Source organism: Neisseria sp. P0009.S008 (genome assembly GCF_051958615.1).
GTDB classification, from domain to species: domain Bacteria; phylum Pseudomonadota; class Gammaproteobacteria; order Burkholderiales; family Neisseriaceae; genus Neisseria; species Neisseria subflava.
In genome coordinates this window covers 51,067-65,899 of sequence record NZ_JBQCVG010000003.1, presented here as the reverse complement: position 1 = coordinate 65,899, position 14,833 = coordinate 51,067, and the positions used below count along the sequence as shown (strand labels likewise).

The following is a 14,833-nucleotide window of genomic DNA, read 5'->3' as shown; positions in this document are numbered from 1 at the left end:
CCATGGCTTGAAGCAACAAAAAGAAAAACAAAAGGCCGTCTGAAACCTCATTCAAGCAGGTTTCAGACGGCCTTTTTCACAGCGATTAATTATCGGAGAACAAATCGCCTACTTTTTCGCCTACTTTTTCCCAAAACGATTTTTTGCGCGGGGTTTGGCTGAGATTGAGACCAGAGGAGATTTTTTCAAATTCTTCCAACAACTCTTTCTGACGATCGGTCAGGTTAACTGGTGTTTCAACCAAAATGTGGCAGTACAAATCGCCGGTCGAGCTGGAGCGCAGAGACTTGATGCCTTTGCCTTTCACGCGCATACGGCGGCCGGTTTGTGTTTCTTTCGGAATGTGCAGTTTGACTTTGCCGTCCAAAGTCGGCACTTCGACTTCGCCACCCAATGCGGCAATGGCAAAGCTGATCGGCAGTTCGCAATGCAGGTCCAAGCCGTTGCGCTCGAAGATTTTGTGCTGTCTCACACGGACATTTACATACAAATCGCCTGCCGGTGCGCCGTGTTGACCCGGTTCTCCCTCACCGCTCAAGCGGATGCGCTGACTGTCGTCGATGCCTGCCGGAATGTTGACTTCAACCGTTTTGCTGGTTTTGGTGCGGCCTTCGCCACGGCATTTGACGCAAGGATCTTTGATTTCTTTGCCTGTACCGTGACAAGTCGGACAAGTCTGCTGCATTTGGAAAATAGCTTGGCGGACGTGTACCGTACCAGAGCCGTGACAGGTCGAACAAGTCGATGCGGTTGTGCCCGGTTTGGCACCTGAGCCGTGGCAGACATCACACTCTTCGTAAGTCGGAATGTTGATGCGTTTTTTCACGCCTTTGGCGGCTTCTTCAAGCGAAATCTCTATGCCGACCTGCAAGTCCGCACCGCTGTAATCCGGCTGACGGCCGCCTGCGCTGCCGCCACCGCCGAACATTTGGCTGAAAATATCGGAAAAATCGAAGCCTTGCGCGCCGCCGAAACCGCCAAAGCCACCGAATCCGCCCGCACCTGCGCCCTGTTCAAACGCGGCATGGCCGTATTGGTCGTACATGGTACGTTTTTCCTTGTCAGACAAGGTGTCGTAAGCTTTTTGGACTTCTTTAAATTTTTCTTCCGCCTCTTTGTTGTCAGGATTGCGGTCGGGATGGTATTTCATTGCCAGCTTGCGGTAGGCTTTTTTGATTTCATCGTCGCTAGCGCTGCGGGCAACACCAAGGGTTTCGTAATAATCTTGGGTACTCATAATTTTGATAGTGTTTTGAATAAGTTTGAACTGGGTCGGATATGTGGGCGAAAGGCAAAAAACTCAAGTCGATATTTTTAAGGCCGTCTGAAAATTTTGTTTCAGACGACCTCCCTTACCTTGTCAAAGCATGATAATGGCCTTAAAGTGAAAGAGTATTTTACCCTATGCCGCTGTTTTATATTAGAAAGGTTTTCCTCCATGATGCAAAAAATTGCTTCCTTTTTATTCCTGATGCTGATGGCGACCGCTGTCCAAGCCGTGCCCTCCGACAGCGAACGCATTGCGGCACTGGAGCGTCAGGTAGCCAAACTGACTGCCCAAGTAAACCGCCTACTGAGCGAACGTTTGGATGAGCGTTCCGCACGCAGAAACAACGAAGTTCATGTGTGCACGTTGTCGGCATTTACCGATACCTTCCATGCTGAAAACGTCAACCGCGGCCACGCCCGCTTGGATGTGATTCAGCAATGCCGCCGCCAGCACGCGGAAATGTTCTGCAAAGAAGAAGCCGTCCGCTGCCAGACTTACCGTTAACCTTTCATACTCAGGCCGTCTGAAACCCTGTTTTCAGACGGCCTTTTGATTGTTTACGTTCTTCCACTTCAAAACAAACGGGAAACAACAATGCCAAAGCGGTTTGACATGATGTTACGACACAAGCAATCCGCTCCTGAATCCGCTATAATCTACGTTTGATTTTATTTTCCAACGCCTTTTGTACAAAGCGAAACATCATGCAAGAACATTACCAACCCGCCGCCATCGAGCCTGCGGCGCAGAAAAAATGGGACGACGCCCGTATTTTCAACGTCTCCGAAGACGCTTCCAAACCCAAATACTACTGTCTCTCCATGTTCCCCTACCCCAGCGGCAAGCTGCACATGGGGCATGTACGCAACTACACTATCGGCGACGTATTGAGCCGCTTCAAACTCTTAAACGGCTTAAACGTCATGCAGCCTATGGGTTGGGACGCGTTCGGTATGCCTGCGGAAAATGCGGCGATGAAAAACAACGTCGCCCCCGCCGCATGGACTTACGACAACATCGAATACATGAAAACCCAGCTCAAAAGCCTGGGTTTTGCGATTGACTGGAAACGCGAAGTCGCTACCTGCAAACCCGAATACTACCGCTGGGAACAATGGCTGTTTACCAAGCTGTTTGAAAAAGGCATCGTCTATCGCAAAAACGGTACGGTGAACTGGGACCCTGTCGACCAAACCGTCCTTGCCAACGAGCAAGTTATCGACGGACGCGGCTGGCGTTCCGGCGCGTTGATCGAAAAACGCGAAATCCCGATGTATTACTTCAAAATCACCGATTACGCCGAAGAGCTGCTCAACGATTTGGACAAGCTGGAACACTGGCCGGAACAAGTCAAAACCATGCAGCGCAACTGGATCGGCAAATCTCGCGGTATGACCGTGCGCTTTGCTGTTTCAGACGACAGCAAACAAGGCTTGGAAGGCGATTACGCGAACTTCCTGCAAGTTTATACCACCCGCCCCGACACGCTGATGGGCGCGACTTATGTTGCCGTTGCCGCCGAGCATCCGCTGGCAACCGCCGCAGCCGCCGACAAACCCGAATTGCAGGTATTTATCGCCGAATGCAAAGCCGGTTCGGTTGCCGAAGCCGATATGGCGACGATGGAGAAAAAAGGCGTGCCGACCGGCCGCTACGTCGTCAACCCGCTCAACGGCGACAAGCTGGAAGTGTGGATTGCCAACTATGTATTGTGGGGCTACGGCGACGGCGCGGTGATGGCGGTTCCGGCGCACGACGAACGCGATTTCGAGTTCGCCACCAAATACAATCTGCCGAAAAAACAAGTCATTGCCGTCGGCGACAACGCATTCGACGCAAACCAATGGCAAGAATGGTATGCCGACAAAGAAAACGGCGTATTGGTCAACAGCGGCGACTTGGACGGCATGAATTTTCAGACGGCCTTTGACGCCATCGCCGCCAAACTGCAAAGCCAAGACGCGGGCGAACCGAAAACCCAATACCGCCTGCGCGACTGGGGTATTTCGCGTCAACGTTACTGGGGCTGCCCGATTCCCATCGTCCATTGCGAACAATGCGGCGACGTCCCCGTCCCAGCCGACCAACTGCCCGTCGTTTTACCCGAAAACGTCGTACCCGACGGCATGGGTTCGCCGCTGGCAAAAATGCCCGAATTTTACGAAACCACCTGCCCATGCTGCGGCGGCGCGGCGAAACGCGAAACCGACACCATGGACACCTTCATGGAATCAAGCTGGTACTTCTTCCGCTACATGTCGCCCAAGTTCGCAGAAGGCATGGTATCGACTGAAGCCGCGAAATACTGGGGTGCGGTCGACCAATATATCGGCGGTATCGAACACGCCATTTTGCACCTTTTATACGCGCGCTTCTTCACCAAACTGATGCGCGACGAAGGTTTGGTCAGCGTGGACGAACCGTTTGAACGCCTGCTCACACAAGGCATGGTCGTCTGCGAAACCTACTACCGCGAAAACGCCAACGGCAGCAAAGACTGGATCAACCCTGCCGATGTCGAGCTGACTTTCGACGACAAAGGCCGCCCCGTTTCCGCCGTCCTCAAAGCCGACGGACAGCCCGTCGTCATCAGCGGCACGGAAAAAATGTCCAAGTCCAAAAACAACGGCGTCGATCCGCAAGAACTGATTAACGCCTACGGCGCGGACACCGCCCGCCTGTTCATGATGTTCGCCGCACCGCCCGAACAGTCCCTCGAATGGAGCGACAGCGGCGTCGAAGGCGCACACCGCTTCCTGCGTCGTCTGTGGCGTACCGTTTACGAATACCTGAAGCAAGGCGAAGCAGTCAAAGCGTTCGCAGGCAACCAAGACGGCTTGTCTAAAGAACTCAAAGACCTGCGCTACAAACTGCACGCCACCACCGCCAAAGTCAGCGACGACTACGGCCGCCGCCAGCAGTTCAACACCGCCATCGCCGCCGTGATGGAACTGCTCAACCAATACGACAAAACCGACACCGGCAGCGAACAAGGCCGCGCCGTCGCCCAAGAAGTATTGGAAACCGCCGTACGCCTGCTGTGGCCCATCGTGCCGCACATTTGCGAAACCCTGTGGAGCGAATTGAACGGCGTGAAACTGTGGGAAGCAGGCTGGCCGACAGTCGATGATGCCGCTTTGGTCAAATCCGAAATCGAAGTAATGGTTCAAGTCAATGGCAAACTGCGCGGCAAAATCACCGTCGCCGCCGACGCATCCAAAGCCGACCTCGAAGCCGCCGCACTCGCCAACGAAGGTGCAGTGAAATTCATGGAAGGCAAGCCTGCCAAGAAAATCATCGTTGTTCCCGGACGTTTGGTAAATATCGTCGTCTAAACCGCTTTTAAGGTTTAGCCATACGGATAAAGGCCGTCTGAAAACTTGGTTTTCAGACGGCCTTTTATTTTGGCTTTCAAGCCCAACCGTTATTTCATTTAAACGTAAGGTTTTCAATTAGATCAAAATCATAAAGATATTTTTTGGACCATCGTATTCAAATGAAAACCTTAGCTTTGATAAAAACAAGGTTTAGACGAATAAAGAAAGGCCGTCTGAAACCCTATATTCAGGTTTCAGACGGCCTTTTTAACTACCCGATTTTATTCGCCGTAATAGGCTTTGGTCAGGATTTCTTCCATATCGGCGACCAATGCCAGACGTGGGTTGGCGGGGGTGCATTGGTCTTCGAAGGACAGCAGTGCCAATTCTTTGCGGCCGTCGATGAAGGTTTTTTCGTCAATGCCTTGTTCTTTGAGCGACATTTTGATGCCGACGTTGACCGCCAGTTCATGACAGGCGCGGGCGAAGGATTCTACGCCTTCGGCAGGGGTGGCGCACGGTAGGCCTAAGGTACGGGCGATTTCCTGATATTTCAGGTCGGCTTTGTAGTAGTTGTACTTCGGCCAGGTGGCGGTTTTCTGCGGGCGCGTGCCGTTGTAGCGGATGACGTGCGGCAGCAGGATGGCGTTGGCGCGGCCGTGCGGAACGTGGTATTTGCCGCCGATTTTGTGCGCCATCGAGTGGTTGATGCCGAGGAATGCGTTGGAGAACGCCATGCCTGCGATGGTGGAGGCGTTGTGCATGTGTTCGCGCGCTTCGGGGTCGGACGCGCCGTGTTTGTAGGAGCGTTCGAGGTATTGGAACACGAGCTTGATGGCTTGCAGGGCGAGGCCGTCGGTAAAGTCGTTGGCGAGCACGGAAACGTATGCTTCTACGGCGTGGGTCAATACGTCCAGACCGGTGTCGGCGGTTACGCCGGCGGGAACGGTCATGGTAAACGCGGGATCGACGATGGCGATGGTCGGGGTCAGCGAGTAGTCGGCGATGGGGTATTTTTTGTCGCCGTCACTGATGACGGTAAACGGCGTGACTTCGGAGCCTGTGCCCGATGTGGTGGGGATGCCGATGAATTTGGCTTTGCGGCCCAATTCGGGGAAGCGAAAGGCGCGTTTGCGGATGTCCATGAATTTTTGGACGAGGTCTTCAAAATCGACTTGGGGCTGTTCGTAGAAGAGCCACATGGCTTTTGCCGCGTCCATCGGCGAGCCACCGCCCAGCGCGATGATGGTATCGGGTTGGAAGCTGCGCATCAAATCCGTGCCTTTATAGACGGTTTGGACGCTGGGATCGGCTTCGACATCGGTGAAAAGCTGGATGGTTACTTTGTTTTTGCGTTGGTGGAGCTGATGGGTCACTTTATCGACGAAGCCCAAATCGACCATCGAACGGTCGGTCACAATCATGACTTTTTCGCAGTCTTTCATGTCTTGCAGGTATTGGATGGAATCGCGCTCGAAATAGATTTTGGCGGGTACTTTGAACCATTGCATGTTGTTTCTCCGACGGCCTACTTTTTTGATGTTTAACAGGTTGACTGCGCTGACGTTGCCGCCGACGGAGTTTTTGCCGTAAGAGCCGCAGCCCAAGGTCAGGGACGGCAGGAAGGCGTTGTAAACATCGCCGATGCCGCCGAAAGTGGAAGGCGAGTTCCAAATCACGCGCAGGGCTTTGACACGGGTGCCGAAGGTTTTTGCCAATTCTTGATCAGCGGTATGGATGGCGGCGGAGTGTCCCAAGCCGTCAAAGGCGACCATTTGTTCGGCAAACTGCAAGCCTTGTTCGGTGGAATCGGCTTTGAGCATTGCCAGTACGGGCGAGAGTTTTTCGCGGGTCAGCGGCTCGTTGGGGCCGACTTCGCGGCATTCGGCGATGATGATGTTGGTTTTTTCGGGAACTTTAAACCCAGCCTGTTCGGCAATCCACGCCGCCGGTTTGCCCACCACGGCAGCATTGAGTTTCGCGCCGCCGCAGTTGGCGCAGTTTGCCGTAACGCCGAAGATGAAGTCTTCGAGCATGGCTTTTTCTTTTTTGTTGGCAAAGTACACGCCGTAGGATTTGAACTCTTCGACCAGCTCTTTATAAATCTCTTTGTCGGCGATGACGGCTTGTTCGCTGGCGCAAATCATGCCGTTGTCGAACGCTTTGGACATCACGATGTCGTGTGCCGCCTGCTGGATGTTTGCCGTTTTTTTCAACATAGGCAGGCACGTTGCCCGCACCGACGCCGAGCGCGGGTTTGCCGCAGGAATAAGCGGCTTCCACCATCGCATTGCCGCTGGTCGCCAAAATCGTCGCCACGCCCGGATGCTTCATCAGCGCGGAAGTGCCTTCCATAGACGGTTTTTCAATCCACTGGATGCAGTTTTCCGGCGCGCCGGCGGCAATCGCGGCATCACGCACGATTTGGGCGGCGTGGGCGGAACACTACTGGGCGGAAGGGTGGAACGAGAAAATAATCGGATTGCGGGTTTTCAGCGCAATCAGGGATTTGAAAATGGTGGTGGAAGTCGGATTGGTGGTCGGCACGATACCGCAGACGACCTCGACCGGATCGGCGATTTCGGTAATGCCGGTTACATCGTCTTCGCTGATGACGCCCACGGTTTTCAAATCGCGCAGGCAGCGCACGACGTTTTCGCAGGCAAACAGGTTTTTGGTCGCTTTATCTTCAAATACACCGCGTCCCGTTTCTTCTACCGCGTGCATGGCGAGCACACCATGTTTGTCCAGCGCGGCAATAGAGGCTTTGGCCACAATAAAATCAATCTGTTCCTGATCCAACTTAAGAAACTCATCCAACGCGCGCAAACCCTTTTCAACCAAACTGTTGACCTCGGCTACGGCGGGGCTGACGACGTTGTCGGCTGATGCGTTCATGGTGTATCTCCTTAATAAAAGGTGGCAATAAGGTCAATAAATTTTCACTACGATAACTATAAGTAATTAAGTTACGTTTTGCTTTGACTTACATCACAAACCATGATTGAACTTTTCAGACGGCCTCTTTATCATTTATTCATTTTAATTTATTGAAGTATAATAATTTTACCCTAAAGCAACCAAAGACGGCCATTCTTGGTCGCTTTCCCCGCATATTAAAATAAGAACAGAAAACCAATGTATTAAAATTACATACTCAAAATAAAACAAAGGCCGTCTGAAAATATTTTTCAGACGGCCTTTTCATGCCTATCTTTTATTGGCTGATGTCCTCCAGCGTACGCCCTTTGGTTTCTTCACCCAATACCAAGATTACCGCCACAATCAGCAGCATAACCAGCGCAAACATCATAAAGATATTGCCGAAGCCGCCGCTGTTGCCCACCATCGCCGCCACTACCATGGGCGCGAGTATGCCGCCGACGCGGCCGATGGCTCCTGCCCAGCCGGATGCGAAGGCACGGAAGCGCAAGGGGTAGAGTTCGGGGGTGTAGGTGTACAAAACGCCCCATGCGCCCAAGTTGAAGAAGGACATCAGGCTGCCCCAGATCATGACTTCGGCCGCAGTTGTGCTTTGCCCGAAAAACCATGCGCACACGGCGCAAGCGGCCAGAAAGCCCGCCAGCGTTGCTTTGCGACCGATTCTTTCCACTAAAGCCGCGGCGGCAATATAGCCGGGCAGTTGCGCAACAATCATCACCAGCACATATTCAAAGGTTTTGACCACGGTATTACCCTGCTCGACTAGTAATTTGGGCAACCAAGTAAAAATGCCGTAATACGAAAACACAATGCCGAACCAAACCAGCCACAGCATCAGCGTGCGCCGTGCAAACGGATGTTGCCAAAGTTGGACGAAGCGGATGCGTTCGCGCGGGGCAGCCGGTGCGGCAACGGCTTCTGTCGGCGGCGTTATGCCCGATTGAATTTCCAGCGCGAATACCAAACGGTGCGCTTCGTCGGTTTTGCCACGGGAAAGCAGGTAAGGCACGGATTCGGGAACGAATTTCAACACCAACGGCACATAAAACAGGGGCAAGGCGCCGAATAAAAACGCGCTGTGCCAGCCGGTTTGCGGAATAAAGAAATAAGACACCAGCGCAGCCGAAAGCCAGCCCAAGCCCCAAAAGCTTTCCAGCAATACAATAAAACGGCCGCGTACTTTCGGCGGCGCATATTCACTGACCAGCGACACGGCAACGGGCAGTTGGCCGCCCAAGCCGACGCCGACAAAAAAGCGGCACACCAGCAAAACCGTCAAATCAGGCGCAAGCGCGCACAAACCTGTGGCAATGCTGTACACCACCATCGTACCGGCAAAAACGGTTTTCCGTCCGAACCTGTCCGCCAGCCAGCCGCTGAATACTGCTCCCAAAGCCATGCCGACAAAGGCAATGCTGACAATCCAGCCCAACTGCGCCGGAGCCAGCGCCCAATCTTTGCCCAAAGCCGGCAATACAAACGACACCAAGCCTGTATCCATGGCGTCAAACAGCCAGCCTATGCCGACCAGCACTAAAAGTTTGTAATGAAAGCGGGAAGGCGGCAGATTGTGCAGCCGCGTCAGAATATCCATAGTTTCTTTCCTTTGTTTGTGTATTATTGAATTAGATTTTATAAATAACTGCTTAGTTTCAGCTACAAACCTAAGAATAGAGCATTATGTCGATTTTAACATTTATACAATATGCAAAGAATAGGAAGCGCGCGTTTTTTGGCTATTTTTGAATATCTTAATTTCGGTGATAAACCGCATACCATATTGAAACATAAAACAAGAAATTACTTCAGGCCGTCTGAAAGTTGATAATCTGGGTTTCAGACGGCCTGCCGTTTTTTGCAAAGGCTTCATGCTTGGGTTATGATGTTTATTTGTAATATGTAAACAGATGATTGCCTGTTTTTACATAACAGGCCGTCTGAAACAACGGAGAACGATATGAATGCGGTTGTAATTGCGGTCATCATCATGCTTGTGCTGTCTTTATCGCGCGTGCATGTTGTGCTCAGCTTGGCTGTCGGCGCGTTTGTCGGCGGCTTGGTGGCCGGTATGCCTTTGGAGAATGTAACCAACGCGGCCGGAGATGTGGTGCAGCAAGGGATTATTCCTGTTTTTAACGAAGGCCTGAAAGGCGGGGCGCAAATCGCGCTGTCTTATGCCATGCTCGGCGCGTTTGCCATGGCCATCACGCATTCCGGCCTACCGCAACAGCTCGCCGGCGTGATTATCCGCAAACTCAACGGCGGCGAAGGCAATGCGAAAGGCGAAGGCGCGGTCAAATGGCTGCTGCTGGCGATTATTTTGTGCATGGGCGTGATGAGCCAAAACGTCGTGCCGATTCATATTGCGTTTATCCCGATGATTATTCCGCCGCTGCTGTTGGTGTTCAACCGTTTGAAACTCGACCGCCGCTTGGTGGCCTGCGTGATTACGTTTGGCTTGGTAACGACTTATATGTTCCTGCCTTACGGTTTCGGCGCCATCTTCTTGAAGGACATCATGTTGGGCAATATCCGCTCGGCAGGCATGGACACCAGCGGCATCAATGTGATGCACGCAATGGCGATTCCGGCTTTGGGCATGGTATCCGGCTTGCTGCTGGCCTTTTGGCACTACCGCAAGCCGCGTATTTATCAAAACAATACCACTGACACGGAAGACAACCGTGCAGCAGTGCAACAACAAGAGCCGTCAACCTATCGCAGCTTGGTGGCGGCCGTGGCGATTGCCGTGTGTTTCGCCATTCAGCTTTTGTATGATGGTTCGCTGGTGTTGGGCGCTATGTTGGGCTTTGCCGTGTTTATGATGTTGGGCGTGATGAACCGCTCCGCCGCCAGCGATGTCTTCGGCGAAGGCATCAAAATGATGGCGATGGTCGGCTTTATTATGATTGCGGCGCAAGGTTTTGCCGCCGTAATGAACGCGACCGGCGACATTCAGCCGTTGGTCGAACACAGCATGGCTTTGTTCGGCGGCAATAAAGGCATGGCCGCATTGACCATGTTGTCCGTCGGCTTGCTGGTGACCATGGGCATCGGCTCGTCTTTCTCAACTTTGCCGATTATTTCCGCAATTTATGTGCCTTTATGCATTAGCTTGGGCTTCTCGCCTATGGCGACCGTCGCCATCGTCGGCACCGCCGGTGCGCTGGGTGATGCAGGCTCCCCTGCTTCCGACTCGACGCTCGGCCCGACCATGGGTCTGAACGCCGACGGTCAACACGACCACATCCGCGATTCGGTTATCCCGACTTTTATCCACTACAATATCCCGCTGATGGCTGCCGGCTGGATTGCCGCGATGGTGCTGTAATATGAGCGATATTCAGGAATTGGAACACCGCGTCACAGAGCTGGAAATTCAGACGGCCTTGCAGGAAGATTTAATCGGCAGTCTGAACGACACCATTGCCAAGATGCAGCAGGCTTTGGATTTGCAACAAGGCCAGCTGCGGCTTCTGTATCAACGGATGCAGGATAAAGGCGCAAACGGCGAACGCGAACCGTACAGCCTGCGCGATGAGATTCCGCCGCATTATTGATAAACTAAAAAGGGCATGTTGGATACATGCCCTTTTCTTTCATAACAAAGGCCGTCTGAAAGTCAATCAAGCTTTCAGACGGCCTTTTAAACAATCAAACCTTACAAACAAGCCAATTCGTTGGCCATTTGCTGCTCGACGGTTTCACGTTGGCGGATAAGTTTGCATTCGCTGCCGTCAACCAATACTTCCGCCGCACGGTTGCGCGTGTTGTAGTTGCTCGCCATGCTTGAGCCATACGCACCGGCGCTGCGGATAAGCAGCAAATCCCCTTCTTCGCAGGCGATGGTGCGGTCTTTGCCGAGGAAGTCGCCGGTTTCGCAAATCGGGCCGACGATATTGGCCGTCAGAGGCTCAATGTCTTTGGTTTCAACCGCTTCGATGTGATGATAGGCATCATAAAGTGCTGGACGCATCAAATCGTTCATTGCCGCATCGACCATCACAAAGTTTTTCTCTTCTCCATATTTGACGAACTCAACACGCGTCAACAACGCGCCTGCATTGCCGACCAAACTGCGGCCTGGCTCGAGAACCAGTTTCAGACGGCGTGTACCGATCAGTTTTTGAACTTCTTTGGCATACGCACCCAAATCAGGCACATTTTCGTCTTGGTAAACAATGCCGACACCGCCGCCCAAGTCCAAGTGTTCTAACACAATGCCTTCGGCTACCAGTTGGTCGACCAAGGCCAAGATACGTTCGCAGGCTTCGACAAGCGGGCTGAGGTCGGTCAGTTGTGAGCCGATATGGCAGTCGATACCGACAATTTTCAAATGGCTTTGTCGGGAAGCATGACGATAGGCCTCAAGCGCATCGGCATAGGCAATACCGAATTTGTTGGCTTTCAGGCCGGTGGAGATATAAGGATGGGTTTTGGCGTCGACATCGGGGTTGACGCGCAGGGAAACCGGAGCGACTTTACCCAAGCACGCGGCAACTTTCTGAATGCGGTCAATTTCGGGAATGCTCTCCATATTGAAGCATTTCACGCCTGCATTTAGTGCGAATTCAATTTCTGCTTCACTCTTGCCCACACCGGAAAAAATCGTTTTCGCCGCATCGCCGCCTGCCGCTAAAACACGCGCCAACTCGCCGCCGGACACAATGTCAAAACCGCTCCCCAAAGAAGCAAAGTGCTTGATGATGCTCAGGTTGCCATTCGCTTTCACTGCGTAGCAGACAAGCGGATTTAAAGCGGCAAACGCGGTTTGGTAGTTTTCAAACGCTTCGGTCAGCGCAGATTTGCTGTATACATAAAGCGGCGTACCAAACTCTTCGGCAAGGTGTGTATAAGGGAGTTGTTCGCAGAATAAGGTCATGTTTGTGAAGTCTTTTTTAATCGTTGGTTTGAGTGGTCGGTTCTTTGGCCGTATCGAATTTCAAGCCAGTTTGAATCACGCCGAAGCGCGCCTTGTCGCCTTCTTTGGGCAGGTAGAGATCGCCTTTGTAGCCGCAGGCAGAGAGCAGCAGAGCCGTTGCCGCTGCAAAAAATACGCCGTATTTCATCAGTAAAACTTTCTTCATCATTACGAATGTGGCAAGATTCGGTATCTTAAACAAAAACCACACAAAAAGCCATGATGACCGAAAGCGAATTCATCCGCATGAGCGAAGAATTGTTCGAACACATCGAAGACCAAATCGACGAAAACGGCTGGGATTTCGACTGCCAGTTTGCCGGAAACGTACTGACCATCGAAGCCGAAAACGGCACGCAAATCATCGTCAACCGCCACACGCCCAACCAAGAATTGTGGATTGCAGCCAAAAGCGGCGGCTACCATTTCGCCGAGCAAAACGGCAAATGGCTGGCAACGCGCGACAGCCGCGATTTCTACGACGTTTTAAACGAAGCACTGAGTGAGGCTTCGGGCGAAGCAGTTGAGATTGCGGAATTGTGATTCAGTCTTCAAATATCCCTAGCTAAAAATCTATTTACCTCAAAGGACACCCAAATGCCCCTACTAGACAGTTTCAAAGTCGACCACACCCGTATGCACGCCCCTGCCGTACGCGTGGCAAAAACCATGACTACGCCCAAAGGCGACACCATTACCGTGTTTGACCTGCGTTTCTGCATTCCCAACAAAGAAATCCTGCCCGAAAAAGGCATTCATACGCTGGAACACCTGTTCGCAGGCTTTATGCGCGACCACTTAAACGGCAACGGCGTTGAAATCATCGATATTTCCCCGATGGGCTGCCGCACCGGTTTCTACATGAGCCTCATCGGTACGCCCGACGAGCAAAAAGTGGCCGACGCATGGCTCGCTTCAATGCAGGATGTTTTGACCGTTCAAGACCAAAGCAAAATCCCCGAGTTGAACGAATACCAATGCGGTACCTATATGATGCACTCGCTTGCCGAAGCACACGAAATTGCCCAAAACGTTTTGGCACGCAAAGTCGCCGTCAATAAAAACGAAGAGCTGACATTGGACGAAAGTCTGTTGAACGCTTAATCCGCCATGACAGCAAAGATAGTGTATTATAAAATCAATAAACTTTACATTTCTTAAAGTTACAATAATACGCACCCCGACTTGTTCGGGGTGTTTGTTTTGTTTTGAATGGATTTGATGTTTTAATTTATGTTTTATTTTCAATAAATTGAAAATCGCCGGCGAAAGCCCGGTTTAATTTTTCATTTATATCTTTCCGGCTCAAAATCTTGACCGTTTTTTAATAAGTTGAAAGCTATCACGGCAAGTTTGCGCATGATGGCTATCAGTATGAGTTTTATGGGCTTTCCTTTGGATTTTAATCTGTTTACGAAACTGGAAAAGACGTTACAGCGATAAGCAACTACGGCGGGCATATACAGGCTTTTTCTGATGTCGGCATTGCCGATTTTCGATATTCGGCTTTTGCCGTTTACGCTGCTTCCTGATTGGTTTTTGCGTGGGTCTAAACCGAGATAGGCAGTAAACTGCTTTTGGTTGGAGAAAGGGTGTCTTTTGTAGGCGGAAAGCAATACTGCTGCGCTTTGTTCCCCTATGCCCGTAATGGTCTTTAGGCGTTTGCGTTGCGTATTGTAATCGGTATGAGACTTGTAAAACTGGAGCAGTTGCTTTTCGATGGCACGGATTTGGCCGCTTAGATTTTCAATGGTGGTTTTGATATGCGGGGCGATGTAGTCCGGTGCTTCGTGCAGTTTGGTGGTTTCGGTCGCACGTTGTCGTTTGAGATGGTCTAAATATCGGGCGAGTTCTTGTAGTTGTTTTTGTTCTTGTGACGGCGGTATCCATGCTTTCAGTTTGTTTTTCCGGTCCTGGCAGTATTGTGCGATTAGTCTTGCATCTTGCTTGTCGGTTTTACTGCGTTGAAGTTCGGCTATGGCATACCCTTTTATTCTTCGCGGATTCTCGACCGTAACAGTGTAATGCTGATGTAAATAATTGGCTAGCGGTTCGTAATATGTTCCGGTGGCTTCGCAGCAGCAATGCAGCTCTGAAGTCATTTGATGAAATTTTAGCCAGTCTGTAAGTAGTTGGAATCCTTTCGGGTTGTTGCTGAATCTTTTTTCATGGTTTTGACCGTCTGAAATGAGACAGCAATCTATTGTGAGTTTTGATACGTCTATGCCTAAGTACATGTGTTTTACCTTATAAATTCGGGTTGAGCCCTAGATAGTGTTCAAACTTCAGATGTACGAAAGCCCACGCTTCTATCTTTGCTTCAAGCTTATGCTTTGGCCGTGCTTGCGAAGTCGTGGGCTTTGCTTAGTGTTTCGTCAAACG

14 protein-coding genes are annotated in these 14,833 nt (G+C 51.5%); 6 read left to right on the top strand and 8 right to left on the bottom strand.

What is annotated here, in order from left to right; all coding sequences use genetic code 11:
• Window positions 1–85: 85 nt before the first annotated feature.
• Window positions 86–1,237: a molecular chaperone DnaJ gene (dnaJ, locus tag ACTHSQ_RS03290; RefSeq protein WP_440371724.1), complete on the bottom strand. Its 1,152-nt coding sequence runs from the start codon at window positions 1,235–1,237 to the stop codon at window positions 86–88.
• Window positions 1,238–1,438: 201 nt separating this feature from the next.
• Between dnaJ and ACTHSQ_RS03285 the strand changes: the two genes are divergently transcribed.
• Entirely contained in the window at window positions 1,439–1,774 is a 336-nt protein-coding gene (locus ACTHSQ_RS03285) for a hypothetical protein (RefSeq protein ID WP_440371725.1), read from the top strand.
• Between the two features lie 200 nt (window positions 1,775–1,974).
• Window positions 1,975–4,605, top strand: a complete 2,631-nt coding sequence (gene leuS / locus ACTHSQ_RS03280; protein ID WP_440371726.1) for a leucine--tRNA ligase — start codon at window positions 1,975–1,977, stop codon at window positions 4,603–4,605.
• Between the two features lie 263 nt (window positions 4,606–4,868).
• Here the strand turns inward: leuS and adhE are convergent, their stop codons facing one another.
• From adhE to ACTHSQ_RS03260, 4 genes are all read right to left on the bottom strand, one after another.
• Complete coding sequence (gene adhE / locus ACTHSQ_RS03275) at window positions 4,869–6,803, bottom strand: bifunctional acetaldehyde-CoA/alcohol dehydrogenase (protein ID WP_440371758.1); 1,935 nt, start codon at window positions 6,801–6,803, stop codon at window positions 4,869–4,871.
• Complete coding sequence (locus ACTHSQ_RS03270; RefSeq protein ID WP_440371727.1) at window positions 6,685–7,008, bottom strand: hypothetical protein; 324 nt, start codon at window positions 7,006–7,008, stop codon at window positions 6,685–6,687. The genes adhE and ACTHSQ_RS03270 overlap by 119 nt, the downstream gene beginning before the upstream one ends.
• 24 nt (window positions 7,009–7,032) lie before the next feature.
• Entirely contained in the window at window positions 7,033–7,485 is a 453-nt protein-coding gene (locus tag ACTHSQ_RS03265; protein ID WP_440371728.1) for a hypothetical protein, read from the bottom strand.
• A gap of 319 nt (window positions 7,486–7,804) precedes the next feature.
• Window positions 7,805–9,124, bottom strand: coding sequence for an MFS transporter (locus tag ACTHSQ_RS03260; protein ID WP_440371729.1), 1,320 nt, complete (start codon window positions 9,122–9,124; stop codon window positions 7,805–7,807).
• Between the two features lie 363 nt (window positions 9,125–9,487).
• Between ACTHSQ_RS03260 and ACTHSQ_RS03255 the strand changes: the two genes are divergently transcribed.
• Together ACTHSQ_RS03255 and ACTHSQ_RS03250 are read left to right on the top strand one after the other, a co-directional pair.
• The gene (locus ACTHSQ_RS03255; protein ID WP_440371730.1) at window positions 9,488–10,861 is read left to right on the top strand and encodes a Na+/H+ antiporter family protein; all 1,374 of its coding nucleotides are present in this window, start codon (window positions 9,488–9,490) and stop codon (window positions 10,859–10,861) included.
• 1 nt (window position 10,862) lies between these two features.
• On the top strand, window positions 10,863–11,090 hold the full coding sequence (locus ACTHSQ_RS03250; protein WP_004518924.1) for a SlyX family protein: 228 nt from the start codon (window positions 10,863–10,865) through the stop codon (window positions 11,088–11,090).
• Between the two features lie 101 nt (window positions 11,091–11,191).
• Here the strand turns inward: ACTHSQ_RS03250 and lysA are convergent, their stop codons facing one another.
• Both lysA and lptM read right to left on the bottom strand, forming a co-directional pair.
• On the bottom strand, window positions 11,192–12,412 hold the full coding sequence (lysA, locus tag ACTHSQ_RS03245) for a diaminopimelate decarboxylase (protein ID WP_440371731.1): 1,221 nt from the start codon (window positions 12,410–12,412) through the stop codon (window positions 11,192–11,194).
• A gap of 16 nt (window positions 12,413–12,428) precedes the next feature.
• Window positions 12,429–12,620 carry an LPS translocon maturation chaperone LptM gene (gene lptM / locus ACTHSQ_RS03240; RefSeq protein WP_003684659.1) on the bottom strand — a complete coding sequence of 64 codons (192 nt, stop codon included), beginning with the start codon at window positions 12,618–12,620 and terminating at the stop codon, window positions 12,429–12,431.
• 50 nt (window positions 12,621–12,670) lie between these two features.
• Here lptM and cyaY point away from each other — a divergent pair, with 50 nt between their 5' ends.
• Both cyaY and luxS read left to right on the top strand, forming a co-directional pair.
• Window positions 12,671–12,994, top strand: a complete 324-nt coding sequence (cyaY, locus tag ACTHSQ_RS03235) for an iron donor protein CyaY (RefSeq protein ID WP_036472792.1) — start codon at window positions 12,671–12,673, stop codon at window positions 12,992–12,994.
• A gap of 54 nt (window positions 12,995–13,048) precedes the next feature.
• The gene (gene luxS, locus ACTHSQ_RS03230; RefSeq protein WP_049328425.1) at window positions 13,049–13,555 is read left to right on the top strand and encodes an S-ribosylhomocysteine lyase; all 507 of its coding nucleotides are present in this window, start codon (window positions 13,049–13,051) and stop codon (window positions 13,553–13,555) included.
• Window positions 13,556–13,737: 182 nt separating this feature from the next.
• On the opposite strand, the gene ACTHSQ_RS03225 is transcribed toward luxS, so the two are convergent.
• A complete protein-coding gene (locus ACTHSQ_RS03225) occupies window positions 13,738–14,688 on the bottom strand; it encodes an IS110 family transposase (RefSeq protein ID WP_440371732.1) in 951 nt (316 codons plus the stop codon).
• Window positions 14,689–14,833: the final 145 nt, after the last annotated feature.